The sequence below is a fragment of the Duganella radicis genome (genome assembly GCF_009720825.1).
GTDB classification, from domain to species: Bacteria; Pseudomonadota; Gammaproteobacteria; order Burkholderiales; family Burkholderiaceae_D; genus Rugamonas; species Rugamonas radicis.
In genome coordinates this window covers 122,953-138,389 of sequence record NZ_WNKY01000015.1, presented here as the reverse complement: position 1 = coordinate 138,389, position 15,437 = coordinate 122,953, and the positions used below count along the sequence as shown (strand labels likewise).

General features: G+C 58.8%; 13 protein-coding genes. 5 read left to right on the top strand and 8 right to left on the bottom strand.

Going from position 1 to position 15,437, the window contains the following annotated elements; genetic code table 11:
* Positions 1 to 89: 89 nt before the first annotated feature.
* Genes GM676_RS15665 through GM676_RS15645 form a run of 5 tightly spaced genes read right to left on the bottom strand, consistent with a single transcriptional unit; the run spans position 90 to position 4,828 of the window.
* Positions 90 to 806, bottom strand: coding sequence for a hypothetical protein (locus GM676_RS15665; RefSeq protein ID WP_155464605.1), 717 nt, complete (start codon positions 804 to 806; stop codon positions 90 to 92).
* Positions 807 to 849: 43 nt separating this feature from the next.
* Positions 850 to 2,364, bottom strand: a complete 1,515-nt coding sequence (locus GM676_RS15660; protein ID WP_155464603.1) for an SAVED domain-containing protein — start codon at positions 2,362 to 2,364, stop codon at positions 850 to 852.
* Positions 2,365 to 2,412: 48 nt separating this feature from the next.
* On the bottom strand, positions 2,413 to 3,342 hold the full coding sequence (locus GM676_RS15655; RefSeq protein WP_155464601.1) for an ATP-binding protein: 930 nt from the start codon (positions 3,340 to 3,342) through the stop codon (positions 2,413 to 2,415).
* Positions 3,342 to 3,857 carry an HORMA-1 domain-containing protein gene (locus GM676_RS15650; RefSeq protein ID WP_155464599.1) on the bottom strand — a complete coding sequence of 172 codons (516 nt, stop codon included), beginning with the start codon at positions 3,855 to 3,857 and terminating at the stop codon, positions 3,342 to 3,344. Before GM676_RS15650 ends, GM676_RS15655 begins: the two co-directional genes overlap by 1 nt.
* 5 nt (positions 3,858 to 3,862) lie before the next feature.
* Positions 3,863 to 4,828 (bottom strand): CBASS oligonucleotide cyclase, encoded by a 966-nt coding sequence (locus GM676_RS15645; RefSeq protein WP_155464597.1) that lies wholly within the window; start codon positions 4,826 to 4,828, stop codon positions 3,863 to 3,865.
* A gap of 164 nt (positions 4,829 to 4,992) precedes the next feature.
* On the opposite strand from GM676_RS15645, the gene GM676_RS15640 reads away from it, so the two are divergent.
* Together GM676_RS15640 and GM676_RS15635 are read left to right on the top strand one after the other, a co-directional pair.
* The gene (locus GM676_RS15640) at positions 4,993 to 5,316 is read left to right on the top strand and encodes a helix-turn-helix domain-containing protein (protein ID WP_155464595.1); all 324 of its coding nucleotides are present in this window, start codon (positions 4,993 to 4,995) and stop codon (positions 5,314 to 5,316) included.
* Entirely contained in the window at positions 5,316 to 6,179 is an 864-nt protein-coding gene (locus tag GM676_RS15635) for an ImmA/IrrE family metallo-endopeptidase (RefSeq protein ID WP_155464593.1), read from the top strand. The genes GM676_RS15640 and GM676_RS15635 overlap by 1 nt, the downstream gene beginning before the upstream one ends.
* Before the next feature lie 235 nt (positions 6,180 to 6,414).
* Here the strand turns inward: GM676_RS15635 and GM676_RS33060 are convergent, their stop codons facing one another.
* A complete protein-coding gene (locus GM676_RS33060) occupies positions 6,415 to 8,025 on the bottom strand; it encodes a methyl-accepting chemotaxis protein (RefSeq protein WP_170304305.1) in 1,611 nt (536 codons plus the stop codon).
* Positions 8,026 to 8,201: 176 nt separating this feature from the next.
* On the opposite strand from GM676_RS33060, the gene GM676_RS15625 reads away from it, so the two are divergent.
* A complete protein-coding gene (locus tag GM676_RS15625; protein ID WP_155464589.1) occupies positions 8,202 to 10,259 on the top strand; it encodes a TonB-dependent siderophore receptor in 2,058 nt (685 codons plus the stop codon).
* On the top strand, positions 10,256 to 12,622 hold the full coding sequence (locus GM676_RS15620; RefSeq protein ID WP_371866254.1) for a PepSY domain-containing protein: 2,367 nt from the start codon (positions 10,256 to 10,258) through the stop codon (positions 12,620 to 12,622). Before GM676_RS15625 ends, GM676_RS15620 begins: the two co-directional genes overlap by 4 nt.
* 22 nt (positions 12,623 to 12,644) lie before the next feature.
* On the opposite strand, the gene GM676_RS15615 is transcribed toward GM676_RS15620, so the two are convergent.
* Both GM676_RS15615 and gshA read right to left on the bottom strand, forming a co-directional pair.
* On the bottom strand, positions 12,645 to 13,688 hold the full coding sequence (locus GM676_RS15615) for a histone deacetylase family protein (RefSeq protein WP_155464587.1): 1,044 nt from the start codon (positions 13,686 to 13,688) through the stop codon (positions 12,645 to 12,647).
* Between the two features lie 5 nt (positions 13,689 to 13,693).
* A complete protein-coding gene (gshA, locus tag GM676_RS15610; RefSeq protein WP_155464585.1) occupies positions 13,694 to 15,292 on the bottom strand; it encodes a glutamate--cysteine ligase in 1,599 nt (532 codons plus the stop codon).
* A gap of 1 nt (position 15,293) precedes the next feature.
* Between gshA and GM676_RS32600 the strand changes: the two genes are divergently transcribed.
* Positions 15,294 to 15,422 (top strand): hypothetical protein, encoded by a 129-nt coding sequence (locus tag GM676_RS32600; RefSeq protein ID WP_267875612.1) that lies wholly within the window; start codon positions 15,294 to 15,296, stop codon positions 15,420 to 15,422.
* Positions 15,423 to 15,437: the final 15 nt, after the last annotated feature.

Genomic DNA, 15,437 nt, shown 5'->3' with positions numbered 1-15,437 from the left:
ATTCGGCGACGCGGACCGGGAGCCGGAGAAAGTGAGTGGCACGGGGCAGCGCCGAGCAGCTGCGGAAGTGGAAACGGACACAGCTTAAATTAACCGGCTGAGTGTCTTGACTGACGGGTCCACTTTATGCCTCCCCGCTCATAGTTAAGTTCTCGCGTCAATTGCAATGTCAGCTCTTGCTGTCGCTGCTGATAGAGGCTGTGTAACTGGGTCAGTGTCAAACCGAGTTCGCGCAAATCTTCGACAACCACGTAACTCACGTTTCCGTTTTCATCAACTGACGCGACAAGGCCGCCTGAAGAACCTTTTGCTGAACCCTGGCAATTAGCCAACACTTCAAGATAGCGGTCATATAGCTCCCCGTTGTCCGGACCAGATTGGGCAGCTTCATTCACCATCGCGGCGATGAATTCTTGTAGCGTTTTTTTTGCCGCAGCGGGTTGTTGAAAATCGAGATATGGAACGATACGAATATTCAAGCCCGTATTATCACTCATCGAGCCAATGAACCAATGGATAGCGCGCGATATACGCAGTAAGGTGGAATTGGCTTCAGTGGAGAGCGCTCGACTCAAGTGCAGTAATTTTGCGGTCTCCTTATCGCTGTCGTTTTTGGCCCGTTTGAACTCAAGTATCCGCATTGTTCGCGCTCCTCGGAGCAGCACGTCTGCGACACTCTTATCGAGGGGAGTTTGCTGAAGGAGGTTTACAGCTAAAGGAAGCTGATCCGTTTCCTTTCGTTTACCCATTGCGGCGCCAAGACTGTACAGGAAGTTCCCGATAATGATGTTCTCGTATATATCCATCAGCTAATCAATGCTCCTCTTTGCTCGCCAAAAATATCCGTTTTTAGACAGGTAAACGCAGCGATTGCGTGTAGCCGCCACCATGAGATCCTTCGAAATCGTATTCATATAAAGCGGTTTTACCCAGGCCAGGCTGTCGCTGTCCAAAGAAGAACGTGAAAGCATTAGGGGCTGCGATAAAAAGATGTAGCGCTGGCTTACTTTGTACTCGCAATTGGTTGAGCCTAAGTGCTAGTGATTCCGCTAAATCGAATGCGTGTCGCCCGCATATAACGGAGCGTGCTCCGGCGCCCCCGCTGGGCCGAGCAATCAATAGGGAACTCGCTTGAGGTAAAGTCGTTGCGACATAGGCTTTTACGGCAGCAGTTACGTCGTGGGTTAGACAGACGGCGACAGCCATTTCCCCATCGGATTCGTGTAATGATTGAAGGTCAAATTCCCATTGAGGCCACGATGGGTCACTTGGCATATCGCTCGCATGCCAAATGTTTTTATGAACAGTGCGTTGTTCAATCTCGACGTTGCGTCCAGACTTGATGTTCAATATTGAGCCTGCGGCGAAAGCTAACGTGATGTGTGCATCAAGAATCAAGCGCAAATATTCATTTGCCTTGGCTGCGGTTTGGAGAAAACCCTTGAGCACTGGGTACAGTGTCGTTATCCATTCTGCTTGGTCGCGAATTGCCCGCTCATCAAAGTACTTGATCAGATCGAGAACGTTGGTGCAGCGATCTTCCAGTCGGTCAAATGGATGTTCGAACGATTTCACACCGAAAGTCATGCACGAGAGGCTCTCGCCGGCTAATAGCCCTTCGCGCTTGCAGGCCTCTCGGAATGTCTGCTTATCGAATTGCAGGCGGCCTTGTGCTAACCATTGGAAGGCTATATCGTCGTAGACGAAACTGCTTTCATTATCCGGAATACGCCGTAGACCGCGGTTCTCGAACATCAAGTCTAGGTATGCTCGATGATCGTCCAACGAGGTTGAATCGGTATCCAAGGATAGTGTGCGTGCCAGCAGCAACAGCTCTTTGTCATCGATGTCTAAATGTTCGCGCCAAAGTTTCCTGACCTTGCCAGCGATGGAGCCATCCCCAGTGCCATCGAACAGGTCTTTGAGGCGCAGCGTTTTCGACTTTTGATGAATATAACGGCGAAGCGGGTCTTGCTGTCCTACCCTCCAGTTGGTGAGCAGCTTAAACCGTGCACCTTTGCCGTCGCTGGCGTGGACCGATTGCGCAGCACGTGCCCGTTGCAAAAGCGAGAACTTGTTGGCATTGATCCACTCTGGATCTACCAGGTCAGCATAGCCGAAATCGTTCACCGAGACATGCCACTTGCACTGGATATGTTCACGTAGGATCGGGTTGCCCTCGTGATCCCCCGGCGCCCGCTCGGATGCGTAAGCGACCCACACATCATCGAAACCCTTGGGGCCGGATTCGAATCCTACTTGTATCACAGGACTCTTTGGATCTAATAAACAAGCGGCCTTACGCCAGAAGACTCGGGCTTGAAAAGCATCCCCGTCCCTACGTACGGCAATGGCTTGAGTCATGGGTTATCCTTGGGATATTAACGAGTGGAGTAAACTAATGCACCAGCCTCAGATGTCGCGGAACGGGGGCGTCGGTAAAATAGATTGAGCCAATTCGATAGCACGTGCGGGCTTTATCGGTCCATCAGGATATGCATCCAAAACGATCGCGGGAAGTAATCGCTGCGTGATATCGGAGTATGTAAATCCATACGATCGCTGGGGTGTCTCTCCTGTCGCAGCGGCAAGGGCGTGCAGGTCCGCTGCGCCGAATCCAGCACTTCCTAAGCGGCGCGAGAGAACCTCATATCGCTGTGTAGAATTTGGTCGCTCGAATACGAGAATGTCCGCAGCTCGCCTGCGCACTGCTGGATCTAATGCATTGAGCCGATTGGTGCACATAAGCACGACAGCAGGCAAGCCGCCGTTAGCAAATCGGTCGATGCCCCGAATGAAAGCATTGACCCCGGCTCTGTCTTCATGGTGCATCTGATCTGATTCGCGTGACTGCGCTAACGCATCGGCCTCGTCCACTAGCAAGATCACACCGCCACGAGCAGGGCCACCTTTTGTTGACTTAAATTTGCTGGCTTCGCTGAACGCGTGTTCGAAAGCAGACGACACCAGCTGTGTCATCTCACCGACGCGCCCTTGTCCCCGTGAAGATAGGCTCAAGGGAAGCAGAGTGATGTCGATATCTTCCTGGCGTGCTACCTTATCACCAATAGTTTCCGCCAGCTCAGTCTTTCCTGAACCCACATCACCTGATAAAACAACCAGCGGCGGCCGCCGAATCATCGCATCGAGCAGACCGTTCGCTTCCGCATGATGTTTGTCATGCCACTTTCGTAACCCGGTGGGGTTGATGAGCACCCCAAGCACGTTGGCCAGCCGCTTGATCTTTTCGTCCATGCCGACCAGGCGTGCCAGACGACTTTGAGCATCGGGGTCCGGTAAGGTGGCAGGATGCTCAAACAAGCCTTGGAGATTCGGATTCATTAATAGCTCCTTACGCTAGAGCGGCCCAGAGACCGGCCGCCAGATGAATAGGTTTTGTCGTCTGCGAAATATCCGTTGCTGACCAGCGGCTCTGAACCGGCAGTACGTTGCAAGGGCAGCTGTTGCTCAATCGCTGTACGTTGATCGGAGGTGAGTGCATACCAGGCTGAGCTGTAAGTCAGGAAGCTGTGAAACCCCGCGCCGCTAATATCCAGCCCTGGACGTACACGACCTGGATCATCGTCAGTGCCGGCATAAGTCAAGTCGGTGGAGGTGTACCTTAACGTCGGCTCGATCCATTTATCGTCGCGTTTAAAGCCATAGGTGACGGTTCCCAGGTAGCCCTGCCGCAATAGCTCTGTTACCTCACCCTCAAACTGTACGATGCGTTCGTCAGAGATGTGGCCGTACAGGCGCTGCAAACGCTTGAGGTCAGCAGCCACCTTTGCGGCAAGGTGCTTGGCATGTGTCAGGGTGAAGGTCTTGGTTTCTGTCGCTGTAAAGCTATAACTCATGATGTTCAACCTTGAAATGATGGACCAAAGACCTTCTGCCAATAATGCAGGGTCAGCTCTTTATTCGGGGCTGTGAGGGCGGAATCGATAGCGTCACCGGCGTCCAGGGCCGCATCCACAATGGCATCTGCGTTTTCTGCTGTGTAAAGTCGCGCTACGTTGTTGGTCGCGTTGATCGGGTCGATAATTTGGACGACGTCGTAGAGAGTACCAACGCTAGATGCTTTGTAATGGTCTTCAAAGACGATGCGTTCACGGAGGTTGGATTTTGCGATATATGTGAAAAACGATTGCAGCGCTTCGGGATAATCGGAGAAGTCAACGCCGTCGTCGCACAGCTTCGCGAGAATCATCTCGATCATGAAGGACTTGAAGCGGAAACCATCACGCTCCTGCTTCATGCGACGAGCCCAAAACTTCACAAGTCGCACCACTTGCGCAAAGTGAACCGGCTGCGCTTGCTTGCGCTTACGTGCAAATTCAAGATGCAAAGGAATGCTTGTCTCAAGGAAGGAGCCATCGTCTTGGCTGATCAAATCGCCGCGCCAGTCCGGCAGGCCAGCATACAAGACCGGTACAACATCGACATCGAGTCCCGACCCTCGGAATGAAACGGTGACCGAGTAAGTTTGCGGCTTGACTTGCTCAGGACTGAAGTTGGGGAAGGCCTTGCGCAACCGTTCTGCCAGGTAGTTCAGCAATGCGCGCACGTCGTGTGGCGCATCTGATCCGCTGATGTAGACCGCCACATCGATATCGTTGAGGGAGCGCAGTGCGGTACCCTTAGCCAAGCTACCCGACAACTGAATACGCTTCAAAGAAAAATCTGGATGGTCCGAAATGTAACCTTCCAACTTGTCACGCAACCGCCGCGCTTGCGCGCGATATTCATTTGCCTTGTCTTTTGGCAAATTAACCTTATCTTCTGCAAATCGCACAAGATCACGATGGTCGATGTGAGAACGGGACATCAAGGGCTCCTATCTAGGGCGGTCTAGGTTGTATCAGTTAATAGGTAAAAAAAGTTCGGAATCGTGGAAGTCGTGTCCATGGTACACCGTTGCCTACGGAAGTCAAACAAAAAGTTCGGTAGCGTGGTATTCTCCTTTCGTGATTTGTTAAATTGGAGACGAACATGACGACACGTCTCGGCGAGAAACTTCGCGAGCTTCGTAAGGAGCGTGGGCTGACACTCGAAAAGCTGGCGGAGATGGCCGGCCTCAGCAAAAGTTACCTGTGGGAGCTCGAAAATAGGGAGTCGCAGCGGCCTTCTGCCGAAAAGCTCACTGCATTGGCTGATGTTCTTGGTGTGACAGCCACTTATTTTTTCGAAGAAGATGTGAGAGCTCCTGAGGAGCGGCATCTTGATGAGGCTTTCTTCCGTGGGTATCAGAAGCTTGAGCCCGAAGCGAAAGAACAGCTTCGCAGGATTTTGAACACCTTCAAAAAGACATCCTAATGACTGAGGTTTGGACTCCACAGCGTGCTGGCAATCGCCTTGCGAAACTGGCAGAGATGTTCAGTGCAGCTCATGGAGTAGACCGTTTTCCAATAGAAGTGGCGCCTCTTGCGTTGGAGGCGGCCCGGATATTTGGGTGGTCTGATCCGATCACACAGGTGCAGGCAGCTAACATTAAGGGTTTTGATGGCGCCTTATTTCCTGGTGATGAGCGAAAGGAATGGCTGCTGCTGTATAACGACTCAGTACCGTCACCAGGTCGAGTACGCTTCACACAAGCCCACGAACTGGGACACTACATCTTACATCGACAGTTAAGAGACTCATTTCAGTGTAGCGATGAGGACATGCTTAGCTGGTCGCAGGATGACAAAGACATAGAAGGGCAGGCGGACTTGTTTGCCTCATATCTTCTCATGCCGCTCGATGATTATCGCAAGCAGGCAAACGGTACTGTTGACCTTGATTTGCTTGGGCATTGCGCGGATCGTTATGGTGTCTCATTGACTGCGGCGATACTAAAATGGCTCCAGTACACCGAGGAAAAAGCGGTCCTCGTGATGTCGAAGGATGGCTTCATCAACTGGGCGTGGTCCAGTGAGCCAGCTTCGAAATCCGGAGCTTTCTTTCGGACGAGGAAGAATGTTATTCCCATTCCAGAGGCGTCAATCGCATCCAACCCCAGCATTAGGCACGATCGTTCAGGAACAAAGATACCAGCATCAGTCTGGTTTCCTCACGCGAGTACTGACACACCTGTCCGTGAGATGAAACTTTATGCGGAGCAATATCATTCCGTTTTAACTCTGCTTCATCTGCCGCGGACAGCTGATGTTTGGCCTGCGTGGAAAAGAACCGAATAGATAATTCGTGCACCTGCGGCACGGCCAAAGCCGCATTCTTCACTTACTTTGAAATTCCTATTTACCACCGGCGCTGTACGTCGTTTTCCGCAAGTGCGCAGCTCAGCTATGTTGTTTTCGACTTTAATTGTTAGAAAGGGGCGGGCTGAGCGCTGCGAAGCCGGCTTGTTTTCGACTTTATTTGCGTAATACGCGTCGTTTTTAGCCCCTGTAGCCCTTGGTGGAGTTTGCGACTTTATTTGCTCAGATTAGGAGCCTTGGCTGCCGGCCAACTGGTTGTCGAAGCCGGGTTCAATATCTCATCGTGCAACTTGAAGGCTTGCACAGTTCGCAGTAGATGATCGGCCTGTTCGTGCAATGCGCCTGCCGCCGAGGCGGATTCTTCGACCAGCGAGACATTTTGCTGGGTCCCGCTATCCATTTCCGCGATAGCCAGGCCAATTTGCTCCATCCCGTCGCTTTGCGTCCCGCTGGCCGCCATGATTTCCGCCATCAGGTCCGTCACCCGATGGATGGCCTCGTCGATGCGTCCCATGGTGGCGCCTGCCTGCTGGACGCGGCCGCTGCCAACCTTGACCTGGTCCACCGAGTTGCCAATCAACGCTTTAATCTCCTTGGCGGCGGCCGCGCTGCGCTGTGCCAGGTTGCGCACTTCGCTTGCCACCACGGCGAATCCGCGTCCCTGTTCGCCGGCGCGCGCCGCCTCGACGGCCGCGTTCAGCGCGAGGATGTTGGTCTGGAACGCGATGCCATCGATGACGCCGATGATATCGACCACCTGGCGTGAGGCGTCGTTGATGGTCTCCATGATATCGATGACCTCCGACATCACCGCGCCCCCCGCGCTGGCGATATCCGCCGCCTCGCGCGCCAGATGGTCCGCCTGGCGCGAACTGTCCGCATTGCGCTTGACCGCCGCCAGCAGGTCGCTCATGGAGGCGGATGCTTGTTCCAATGAGGCGGCTTGCTGTTCGGTGCGGGAGGCGAGGTCGTGGCTTCCCTCGGCAATCTGGCCTGAGGCGGAGAAGATGGCGTCCGTCCCGTGACGCACCTGACGTACCATTCCCGCCAACGCAGCGTTCATTTCCTTTAACGCCATCAGCAACTGTCCGGTCTCGTCGGTGGAGGTCACCTGAATATCCGTGCTCAGGTCGCCGTCCGCCACCTTCCGCGCGACGCTCACGGCGTATCGGATCGGCGTGATGATTGAGTGTGCAATCCAGATAGAGCACAGGGTTGCGACCAGCACCGCCAGGGCGCTCAGGCCGGCCACCATCATCTGGCCTTGGCGATTTTGATCTTGCACTTCACGCGACAGGTTGTCGATTTCCGTCATCTGGCGCTTGGCCAGCGCGTTGATGGCGGCAAGGTAGGCATTCATCACCGGCCCAAGCCGGGATTCAATCAGACCGGCGGCGACGTCGGTATTTCCCGAATTTTGTTGCGCAACCGTCTCTTCACGCGCCTTACGGTATGCGTCGCGGCGCGCGCCGATGGCGGCATAGAGGGCGGTCTCCGCATCGCTGTTGAACAGGGGCTCCAGTTTCTTCTGTATTGCGCTGATTTGCGCGCTGGTGCGCTTGACGTCTTGCTCCATGCGCGCACGTTCGTCGCCATCGATGCCGGAAATTAAGGCCACCGTTCGCGCGCCATTCACCTGCGTCAGACCGTGCCACTCAACGACCAGCCGTTCCTTCTGGAGCGATTCGCCGAGCATCCGGTCAAGCAGCGTTCTGGTGGCTTCGAGCCGTCCGTAGGCGATGACGGAGACCGTTACCAGTAAGGCGAGCACCAGGCTAAAGCCTCCGGCCAACCGCGTCGAGACGTTCCATTTTTTTGGATGCATATGTTCTCCAGAGTTCAAATTTGAAGCCGACCATGGAGGTTTGAGTTTGCGGGCGAGCTGAGGAATGCGTGTTGATTTGCAACGAAGACTGACCACTTTCCCATTGTGGTAGTAATTGATAATGATTCGCATTACCTATAGAATGGTGCGCATCCTGTCTTTTGTCTCCGCATCTCATGTCATTTCGTCCATTGCCGCTTTATCTCGCCTTGTTTGCCGCTTTGCCCGCCTTGGCGCAGGATGAGGAAGTCCTGCACGCCGTGAAGGTGACGGCCGCGCGGGCGGAAGGCTTTGCGCCGAAAACGGTGGAGGCGGGGAGTTTCCGCAGCGCGGACATCATGGACGTGCCGTCCACCGTCAACGTGGTCACGCGCGAGGTGCTGGAATTGCAGGCGGCTGGTGGCTTGTACGACGCGCTGAAGAATACCGCCGGCGTCACCCGACAGCAGAATGGCGGCGAGACCTGGGATCAGTTGGTCATCCGTGGCATCGCGGTGGAGAACCGCACCAACTACCGTCTGAACGGTTCGCTGCCGATCATGAACTTTTCGCAGGTGCCGATGGAGGACAAGGAGCGGGTGGAGGTGCTGAAAGGCGCCACTGCCTTGTACTACGGCTTTACCTCGCCTGCCGGTGTGGTCAACTTCGTCACCAGGCGGGCCGGCGCCACGCCGGTCAGCACGGTGGGCCTGATAGTCGATCAAAATGGCAGCGCGGTCGCCACCGCCGATGTGGCGCGCCGATTCGGCGAAGTGGGTGTACGCATCAACGCCGCTGGCGGCACGCTCGGTTCTTATCTGGACAACGTCGGTAATGGCAACCGCAAGTTCGCGTCGGCGGCATTGGACTGGCGCGTGAATGCGCGCCTGCTGTTGAAGGCCGATCTGGAATACGACAAGCGCCGCGTGACCGAGCAGGCGGGCATCGCGTTGCCGGCCGCCGTCAATGGCGTGATCACGCTGCCGCCGGCGGTGGACCCGAAACGCCTGATCGGCCCTGACTGGGCCAAGTTCGAGGCCGAGACCAAAAACATCCTGCTGCGCGCAGACTATGCGCTGGGCGATGACTGGGCGCTGACGGTGGAAGCCGGCCATTCCGAAACGGCGCGCGACCGCGCGCTGGCCATCTTCCGCCTGACCAATGCGGCGGCGCTGACCGCTGGTGCCGGCCGCATCACCGGCAATCTGCAACACAGCGTGGTCGATTCCAACATGCTGCGCGCCGAACTGGCGGGCACGGTGGTGACCGGCCCGGTGCAGCATGATGTCACCTTCGGCGCGACGCGGACCGACAAGGGACAAGATCCAATCTATCAGGCCAACTACACCATCGCCGCGCAAAACCTGTACAACCCGACGCCGATCACCAGTTACACGGTGGGCGCTTATCCAGCCGCGCCCACCACGGCGGCGCTGGATTCGCGCGACAGCGGCGTGTATGCAATCGACCGCCTGACCTTTTCGCCGCACTGGCAAGCGGTGGCCGGCGTGCGCAGCGTGCAGTATCGCAGCGACCAGGGCGCGAGCCACTATGACGTCAGCAAGACCACGCCGATGGCGGGCCTGATCTACAAGCTGGATAACGATTTGTCGTTCTACGCCTCGTCCTCGCAAGGGCTGGAAGAAGGCGAGACCGCGCCGACCGGCAGCGCCAATGTCGGTGTGCGCATGGCGCCTGGCGTCAGCCGCCAGAAGGAAGTCGGCGCGCGCTGGCGCGTGGCGGGTGGCTCGCTGGTGCAGGCTGCGTTGTTCGATATCAGCCGCCCGGGCTATTACACCAATGCCGCCAACGTGTTTACGGCCGATGGCGAGCAGCGTTATCGCGGTGTGGAGTTGTCCGCGCAGGGCAAGCTGGCGCGTCAGCTGTCGTGGCAAACTTCGGCGCAGTTCATCGATCCTGAATTCCGTCATATCAATGCGGACTACAACGGCAAGCTCCCCGAGAACGCATCGAAGCAGACCGGCAGCGCGTTCCTGTCCTATGAGCTGACGCCGGGCCTGTCGCTCAATGGCGGCGCGTATTACACCGGCCGCCGCCCGGTCAACGATCTGAATCAGGCTTTCCTTGGCGGCGTGACGCTGTTCAGCGTCGGCGGCCGCTACGCGTACAAGAACATGGTGTGGCAGGCGAACGTGGATAACGCCGCCAACAAACAATACTGGGCCGGCGCAGGCACGCGCCTCGCCTCCGGCGCACCACGCCTGATCAAATTGAGTGTGAAGGTCGATCTGTGAAAAAGCTCTGGTTCCAGCTGCATTGGTTTGTCGGCATCACCGCCGGCACGGTCCTGATGGTGATCGGCCTCACCGGCGCGACGCTCGCTTTCCGCGAACAGATACTGGATGCGATCAATCCCGGCGTGCGCAACGTCGCGGTGCGGAACGCGCCGGTGCTGGGGCCGCAGCAGATCATGTTGGCCGCGCAGGCCGCAAGGCCGCATGAGCGTGTGACCAGCATCATCTTCTACGATACGCCGGGTGCCAGTGCGCGCGTGGGATTTGCGCCGCCGCCGGGCCAGCGCAAGGGGGAAACGGTTTACTTCAATCCCTACACCGGTGTGCTGCTGCCGGAGCTGGCCGGCGAAGACTTCTTCGAATGGACCGAACAGCTGCACCGCTTCCTGCTGCTGCCGCGCGATCCGGGCAAGATGGTCAGCGGCACGCTGGCGTTCTGCCTGATGGGCCTTGCGCTGACCGGCCTGTATCTGCGCTGGCCGCGCCGTGTATGGGACTGGCGCACCTGGCTGACTTTCGATACGCGCATGAAGGGCCGCTCCTTCCTGTGGGGCTTGCACTCGGTGGCGGGCACCTGGGTGATGGTGGTGTTCCTGATGTTCACCGCGTCCGGTGTGTACTGGGCTTTCGATCCTATCCGGGATATGGCCGATGGCTGGATGGGCACTTTGCGTCCGCCGCGCGAAGCGTCGGCGCCGAAGCCGAAAGGCGTCAAGCGGCCTGATGCATCAATGGGGGACCTGACCCCGGGTTGGGAGACCTTCCAGAAGGACGCGCCCAACTGGCAGATGGTTTTACTGCGTCCGCCGGAGCGTGCCAATGCGCCGCTGCAAATCCTGTGGGTGGCCAAGGATGCCACGCACGTGCGCGCGCGCAGCAGCATGACGATCAATCAGCAGACCGGCGCGCTGCTCAAGCAGGACCTGTATAACGACAAGCCGCTGGGCGCGCGCTTGCAGTCGACCATTTATCCGCTGCATATCGGGACTTACTTCGGCGTGGCGGGGCAGCTGATTGTGTTCATTGCCGCGCTGGCGCTGCCGGGCTTCGGCATCACCGGCTGGATGTTGTATCTGGACCGCCGCAAGCAGAAGCGCATCGCGCGGGCCGAACGCGCGCAGTTGGCAGCGGCGCCGACGGCAGCCGGCGATGATCCGGTGCTGATGGCTTACGCCAGCCAGACTGGCCAGGCCGAACGCCTTGCGCTGCAAAGCGCCGCGGCTTTGCAGAAGGCGGGTGTGGCGGTGCACGTGCACTCGCTGGAAAAACTGACGCCGCCGCAGCTGGGCAAATATCGCCGGGCGCTGTTTGTCGCCAGCAGTTTTGGCGAGGGGGAACCGCCCGATAGCGCGCGCCGGTTCAGCCGCCTGCTGCATGCAGCGGCACAGGAGTTCAAGCATATGCAGTATGCCGTGCTGGCGCTGGGCGACCGCAATTACACGCAGTTCTGCGGCTTTGGCCGCACGCTGGACCAGCGTTTGGCTTTCATGGGCGCGCAGCCGCTCCATCCGATCATTGAAGTCGACAAGGGCGATGCCGGCGCTTTGGCGCGCTGGGGCAACGCGCTGCGCGGCCTGATGGGCGAGGCGGCAAGCGATGTCCAACTTCAAGCGGCGGCTGGCGATGATGATTATGTGAGCTGGCGTCTGAGCGGACGCGTTCTGCTCAACCCCGGCAGCATTGGCGCGCCGCTATACGAGATCACGCTGGACGGCGACGTCGGTACGGGCTGGCGTCCGGGCGCGCTGGTCGATATCTGGCCGGGCCACTACGGCAAGGACACTACGCCGCGCCGCTATTCGCTGGCTTCCATTTCGCAGGACGGCAGCATGCAGCTGGTGGTGCGCAAGGTAGGCCTGGCGTCCGGCTGGCTCACCGCGCAAGCGATGATCGGCGATGAAGTGCGTGTGCGTCTGATCGCCAATCCGTCTTTCGATGTTTACGAAAAGCCGGCGCCGGCCATCTACATCGGCAACGGCTCCGGCATTGCCGGCCTGCGCTCGCATTTGCGCGCGCGAGTGCTGGAGGGCCAGCAACGCAACTGGTTGATCTTCGGTGAACGCCAGCAGGCTTATGACGCTGTCTGTACCGAAGAAATCCAGAGCTGGCGCGTGCGCGGCTTCCTGCCGGAGCTGGATCTGGTGTATTCGCGTGACGCCAACGGCGGCGGCTACGTGCAGGACCGCTTGCGCCAGCGTGCCGACACATTGCGCGCATGGGTCAACGACGGCGCCGCCATCTTTGTCTGCGGCAGCCTGCAAGGCATGGCCGGCGGTGTGGATGACGCGTTGGCCGATATCCTCGGCCGCAGCCGATTGGCTCAGCTGACCGAAGAGGGCCGCTACCGGCGCGATATATACTGATTTGATCTCAACGATTGGCACTTCAAAGCGCTGTCTCGTAACCTTCCAGCACGTTGACCACGTTGACGCCGAGTTCTTTCACCGCGTAGCCGCCTTCGAAGATGAAGGCGGTGGGCTTGCCCAGCCATGCGAGGCGTTCGCCGATTTTCAGATAGTCGGCGCTTTGCAGGGTGAAGCGCGAGAGCGGGTCGCCGGCAAAGGTATCCACACCCAACGACACCACCAGGGCATCCGGCGCAAAGCTGCCGATGCGGATGCAGGCCGTCTCCAGCGCCGAGAACCACGCTTGCGCGCTGCTGCCCGCCGCCAGCGGCAGATTCAGGTTGTAACCCATGCCCGCGCCTTCGCCGCGTTCGTCGGCGTGGCCGAGGTAGAACGGATACTCGCCGCGCGGATCGGCGTGGATGGAGATGAACAGCACATCGTCACGGTGATAGAAGATGCTCTGCGTGCCGTTGCCGTGGTGGTAGTCGATGTCGATAATCGCCACCTTGCGCGCGCCATCGTCCAGCATGTGTTGCGCCGCCAGCGCGGCGTTGTTCAGAAAGCAGTAACCACCGAAGAAGTCCGCGCCGGCGTGATGGCCCGGCGGGCGGCTCAGTACAAAGGCGCCACGCTCGCCCAGCCGCAGCGCGTGCGCCGCGTTGACCGCGCAGTCGGCGCCGGTCTTGGCGGCGGTCCAGGTGCCGGCGGTCAGCGGCGTGCCGCTGTCCATCGAGTAGAGGCCCATGCGGGCGGTAAAGTTTTCCGGTTCGATGTCGCTGCGCAGCGTGCGCACCGGCCACACGGACGGGAAGGCATCCTTGTGTGCATTGGCCGGGTCCAGCGCCACCCACTCGCTCCAGGCGTTGCGCAGAAAGTGCAGATAGCGCGGCGTGTGGATGCGTTCCAGCGACATCAAAGGCACGCCGTGCGGGGTGACGATGCGCCCCAGGCCACGCCGGCCCAGTTCCGCCAGCACCGAATCGGCACGCTCCGGCTTTTCAAAGCAGGGCACCTGCTCGCCGCGAAAGAACTCGTGGCGGCCACGATGCAGCGCGTGCTGTTCGTTGTAGAAGGTCAGCATGTAAATCAGTCACAGTCCCGCGACTGGCACAGGTTGGACGCGCGGTAGGCGGCGACAAAGTCGTCAAAGTTGGATTGTGGCGCGGCTTCGATCTCCGCCTGTTCGGCCAGCGATACGGCGGCGAGATTGTCGAAGTAGGCGGCTTCCTCGGCGGTTGGCGGATGGCTGCGGAAGTAGGCCGCGTGCTTTTCGCTTTGCGCCAGGCCGAAGGCGGCGAACGATTTGCCGTTGGCGCGCAGCGCCGCCAGCACCTTGGCCGATGGTGTCAGCTCGGCGTCGGCCAGCTTGGCCGACTGCGCCGTCAGCGCATCGGCATGGACGCTGTCGCCGCGCAGCGAGTCGAGCAGCTCGGCCACCGGACGGATGCGCTCCAGCAGCTGCGCGCCCAATACCGGCAGCGGCACTTCGGTCTCGCCGTTGTTCAGCGTCAGGCCCGGACGGCGGCCTTCCTTCACGGTGCGCGCGAAGTTCTCGGTGTAGACCGCGCCTTGTTCCGGCGTGATGGTCGGGCTTTCCTCCAGTGCGCAGAACAGCAGGAAGGCGTCGAGGAAGCGGCCGGTGGCCACGCTGATGCCGACCGGCTCGAAGGGATCGACGTCCATGCAGCGCACTTCGATGTACTGCACGCCGCGCGCGCACAGCGCCTGGATCGGCCGCTCGCCGGTCTGGATCACGCGCTTCGGACGGATGGTGGAGTAGTACTCGTTCTCGATTTGCAGCACGTTGGTGCTGAGCTGAATCCATTCGCCATCGCGCTTGGTGCCCAGCTTCGCATACGGCTCGTAGGGCTGGTTGACGGCCTTGGTCAGCGCCGCCACGTAGCTATCGAGGCAGTTCTCGTGCGGGCTCAGGCCCGATTGCGCATCGTTCTGGTAACCGAGGTCGCTCATGCGCAGGCTGGTGGCGTAGGGCAGGTAGAGCGTGTCGTCGGACAGCTTGTCCAGCTTGTGCGGACGGCCGCGCAGGAAGCCGCTCGACAGCACCGGCGAGGCGCCGAACAGATACATCAGCAGCCAGCTGTAGCGGCGGAAGTTGCGGATGGTGGCGAGATAGGCTTCCGACTGGAAGGAGCGCGGCGTCAACCGCTTGCCGCTCACTTCATGCTCGGCCAGCACGCGCCACAGGCGCTCGTCCAGCGAGTAGTTGTAGTGGATGCCGGCGATGCACTGCATCGCTTTGCCATAGCGCAGCGCCAGGCCACGGCGGTATACATGCTTGAGGGTGCCGATGTTCGAGGTGCCGTAGTACGCGATCTCGATATCCTCTTCGGCCGGCAGCTGGCACGGCATGGACTGGCTCCACAGCAGCTCGTCGCCCAGCTTGCTGTAGGCGTAGCGGTGGATGCCGTCCAGCTTGGCGACGGTGTCGGCGATGTCTTTTTCGGCCGGCGTGATGAATTCCAGCAGGGTCTCGGCGTAATCGGTGGTGATTTGCGGATGCGTCAGGGCCGAACCCATGGCCACCGGATGCGGGGTATGGACCAGATGGCCGGCGCGGTCCACGCGCAAGGTCTCCCGTTCGATGCCGCGCAAGCCGCCAGCCAGCACGGCGCGGTGCTTTTCATCGGCCAGCAGGGCCAGGCGTCGTGTCAAAAGAGTTGGCAATTTGAAATCCTTTCTGGTGCAGCAAAAAATTATTGGTGCTGAGATTAACCGAAATTGGCCGAACTCGCCGGAAGGCGGCAAAAAGAGCATTTTAACAAAAGCCGCATTTGGCTCCCGGTTGGTGCAATAATGGATCACCTTCCTG

Excerpts from the sequence above, each read along its gene's own strand:
- GM676_RS15635 (WP_155464593.1), top strand. The coding sequence starts at position 5,316 with ATGACTGAGGTTTGGACTCCACAGCGTGCTGGCAATCGCCTTGCGAAA.
- GM676_RS15645 (WP_155464597.1), bottom strand. The coding sequence starts at position 4,828 with ATGTCCCGTTCTCACATCGACCATCGTGATCTTGTGCGATTTGCAGAA.
- GM676_RS15615 (WP_155464587.1), bottom strand. The coding sequence starts at position 13,688 with ATGCTGACCTTCTACAACGAACAGCACGCGCTGCATCGTGGCCGCCAC.
- GM676_RS15660 (WP_155464603.1), bottom strand. The coding sequence starts at position 2,364 with ATGACTCAAGCCATTGCCGTACGTAGGGACGGGGATGCTTTTCAAGCC.
- GM676_RS15650 (WP_155464599.1), bottom strand. The coding sequence starts at position 3,857 with ATGAGTTATAGCTTTACAGCGACAGAAACCAAGACCTTCACCCTGACA.
- GM676_RS15640 (WP_155464595.1), top strand. The coding sequence starts at position 4,993 with ATGACGACACGTCTCGGCGAGAAACTTCGCGAGCTTCGTAAGGAGCGT.
- GM676_RS33060 (WP_170304305.1), bottom strand. The coding sequence starts at position 8,025 with ATGCATCCAAAAAAATGGAACGTCTCGACGCGGTTGGCCGGAGGCTTT.
- GM676_RS15665 (WP_155464605.1), bottom strand. The coding sequence starts at position 806 with ATGGATATATACGAGAACATCATTATCGGGAACTTCCTGTACAGTCTT.
- GM676_RS15625 (WP_155464589.1), top strand. The coding sequence starts at position 8,202 with ATGTCATTTCGTCCATTGCCGCTTTATCTCGCCTTGTTTGCCGCTTTG.
- GM676_RS15655 (WP_155464601.1), bottom strand. The coding sequence starts at position 3,342 with ATGAATCCGAATCTCCAAGGCTTGTTTGAGCATCCTGCCACCTTACCG.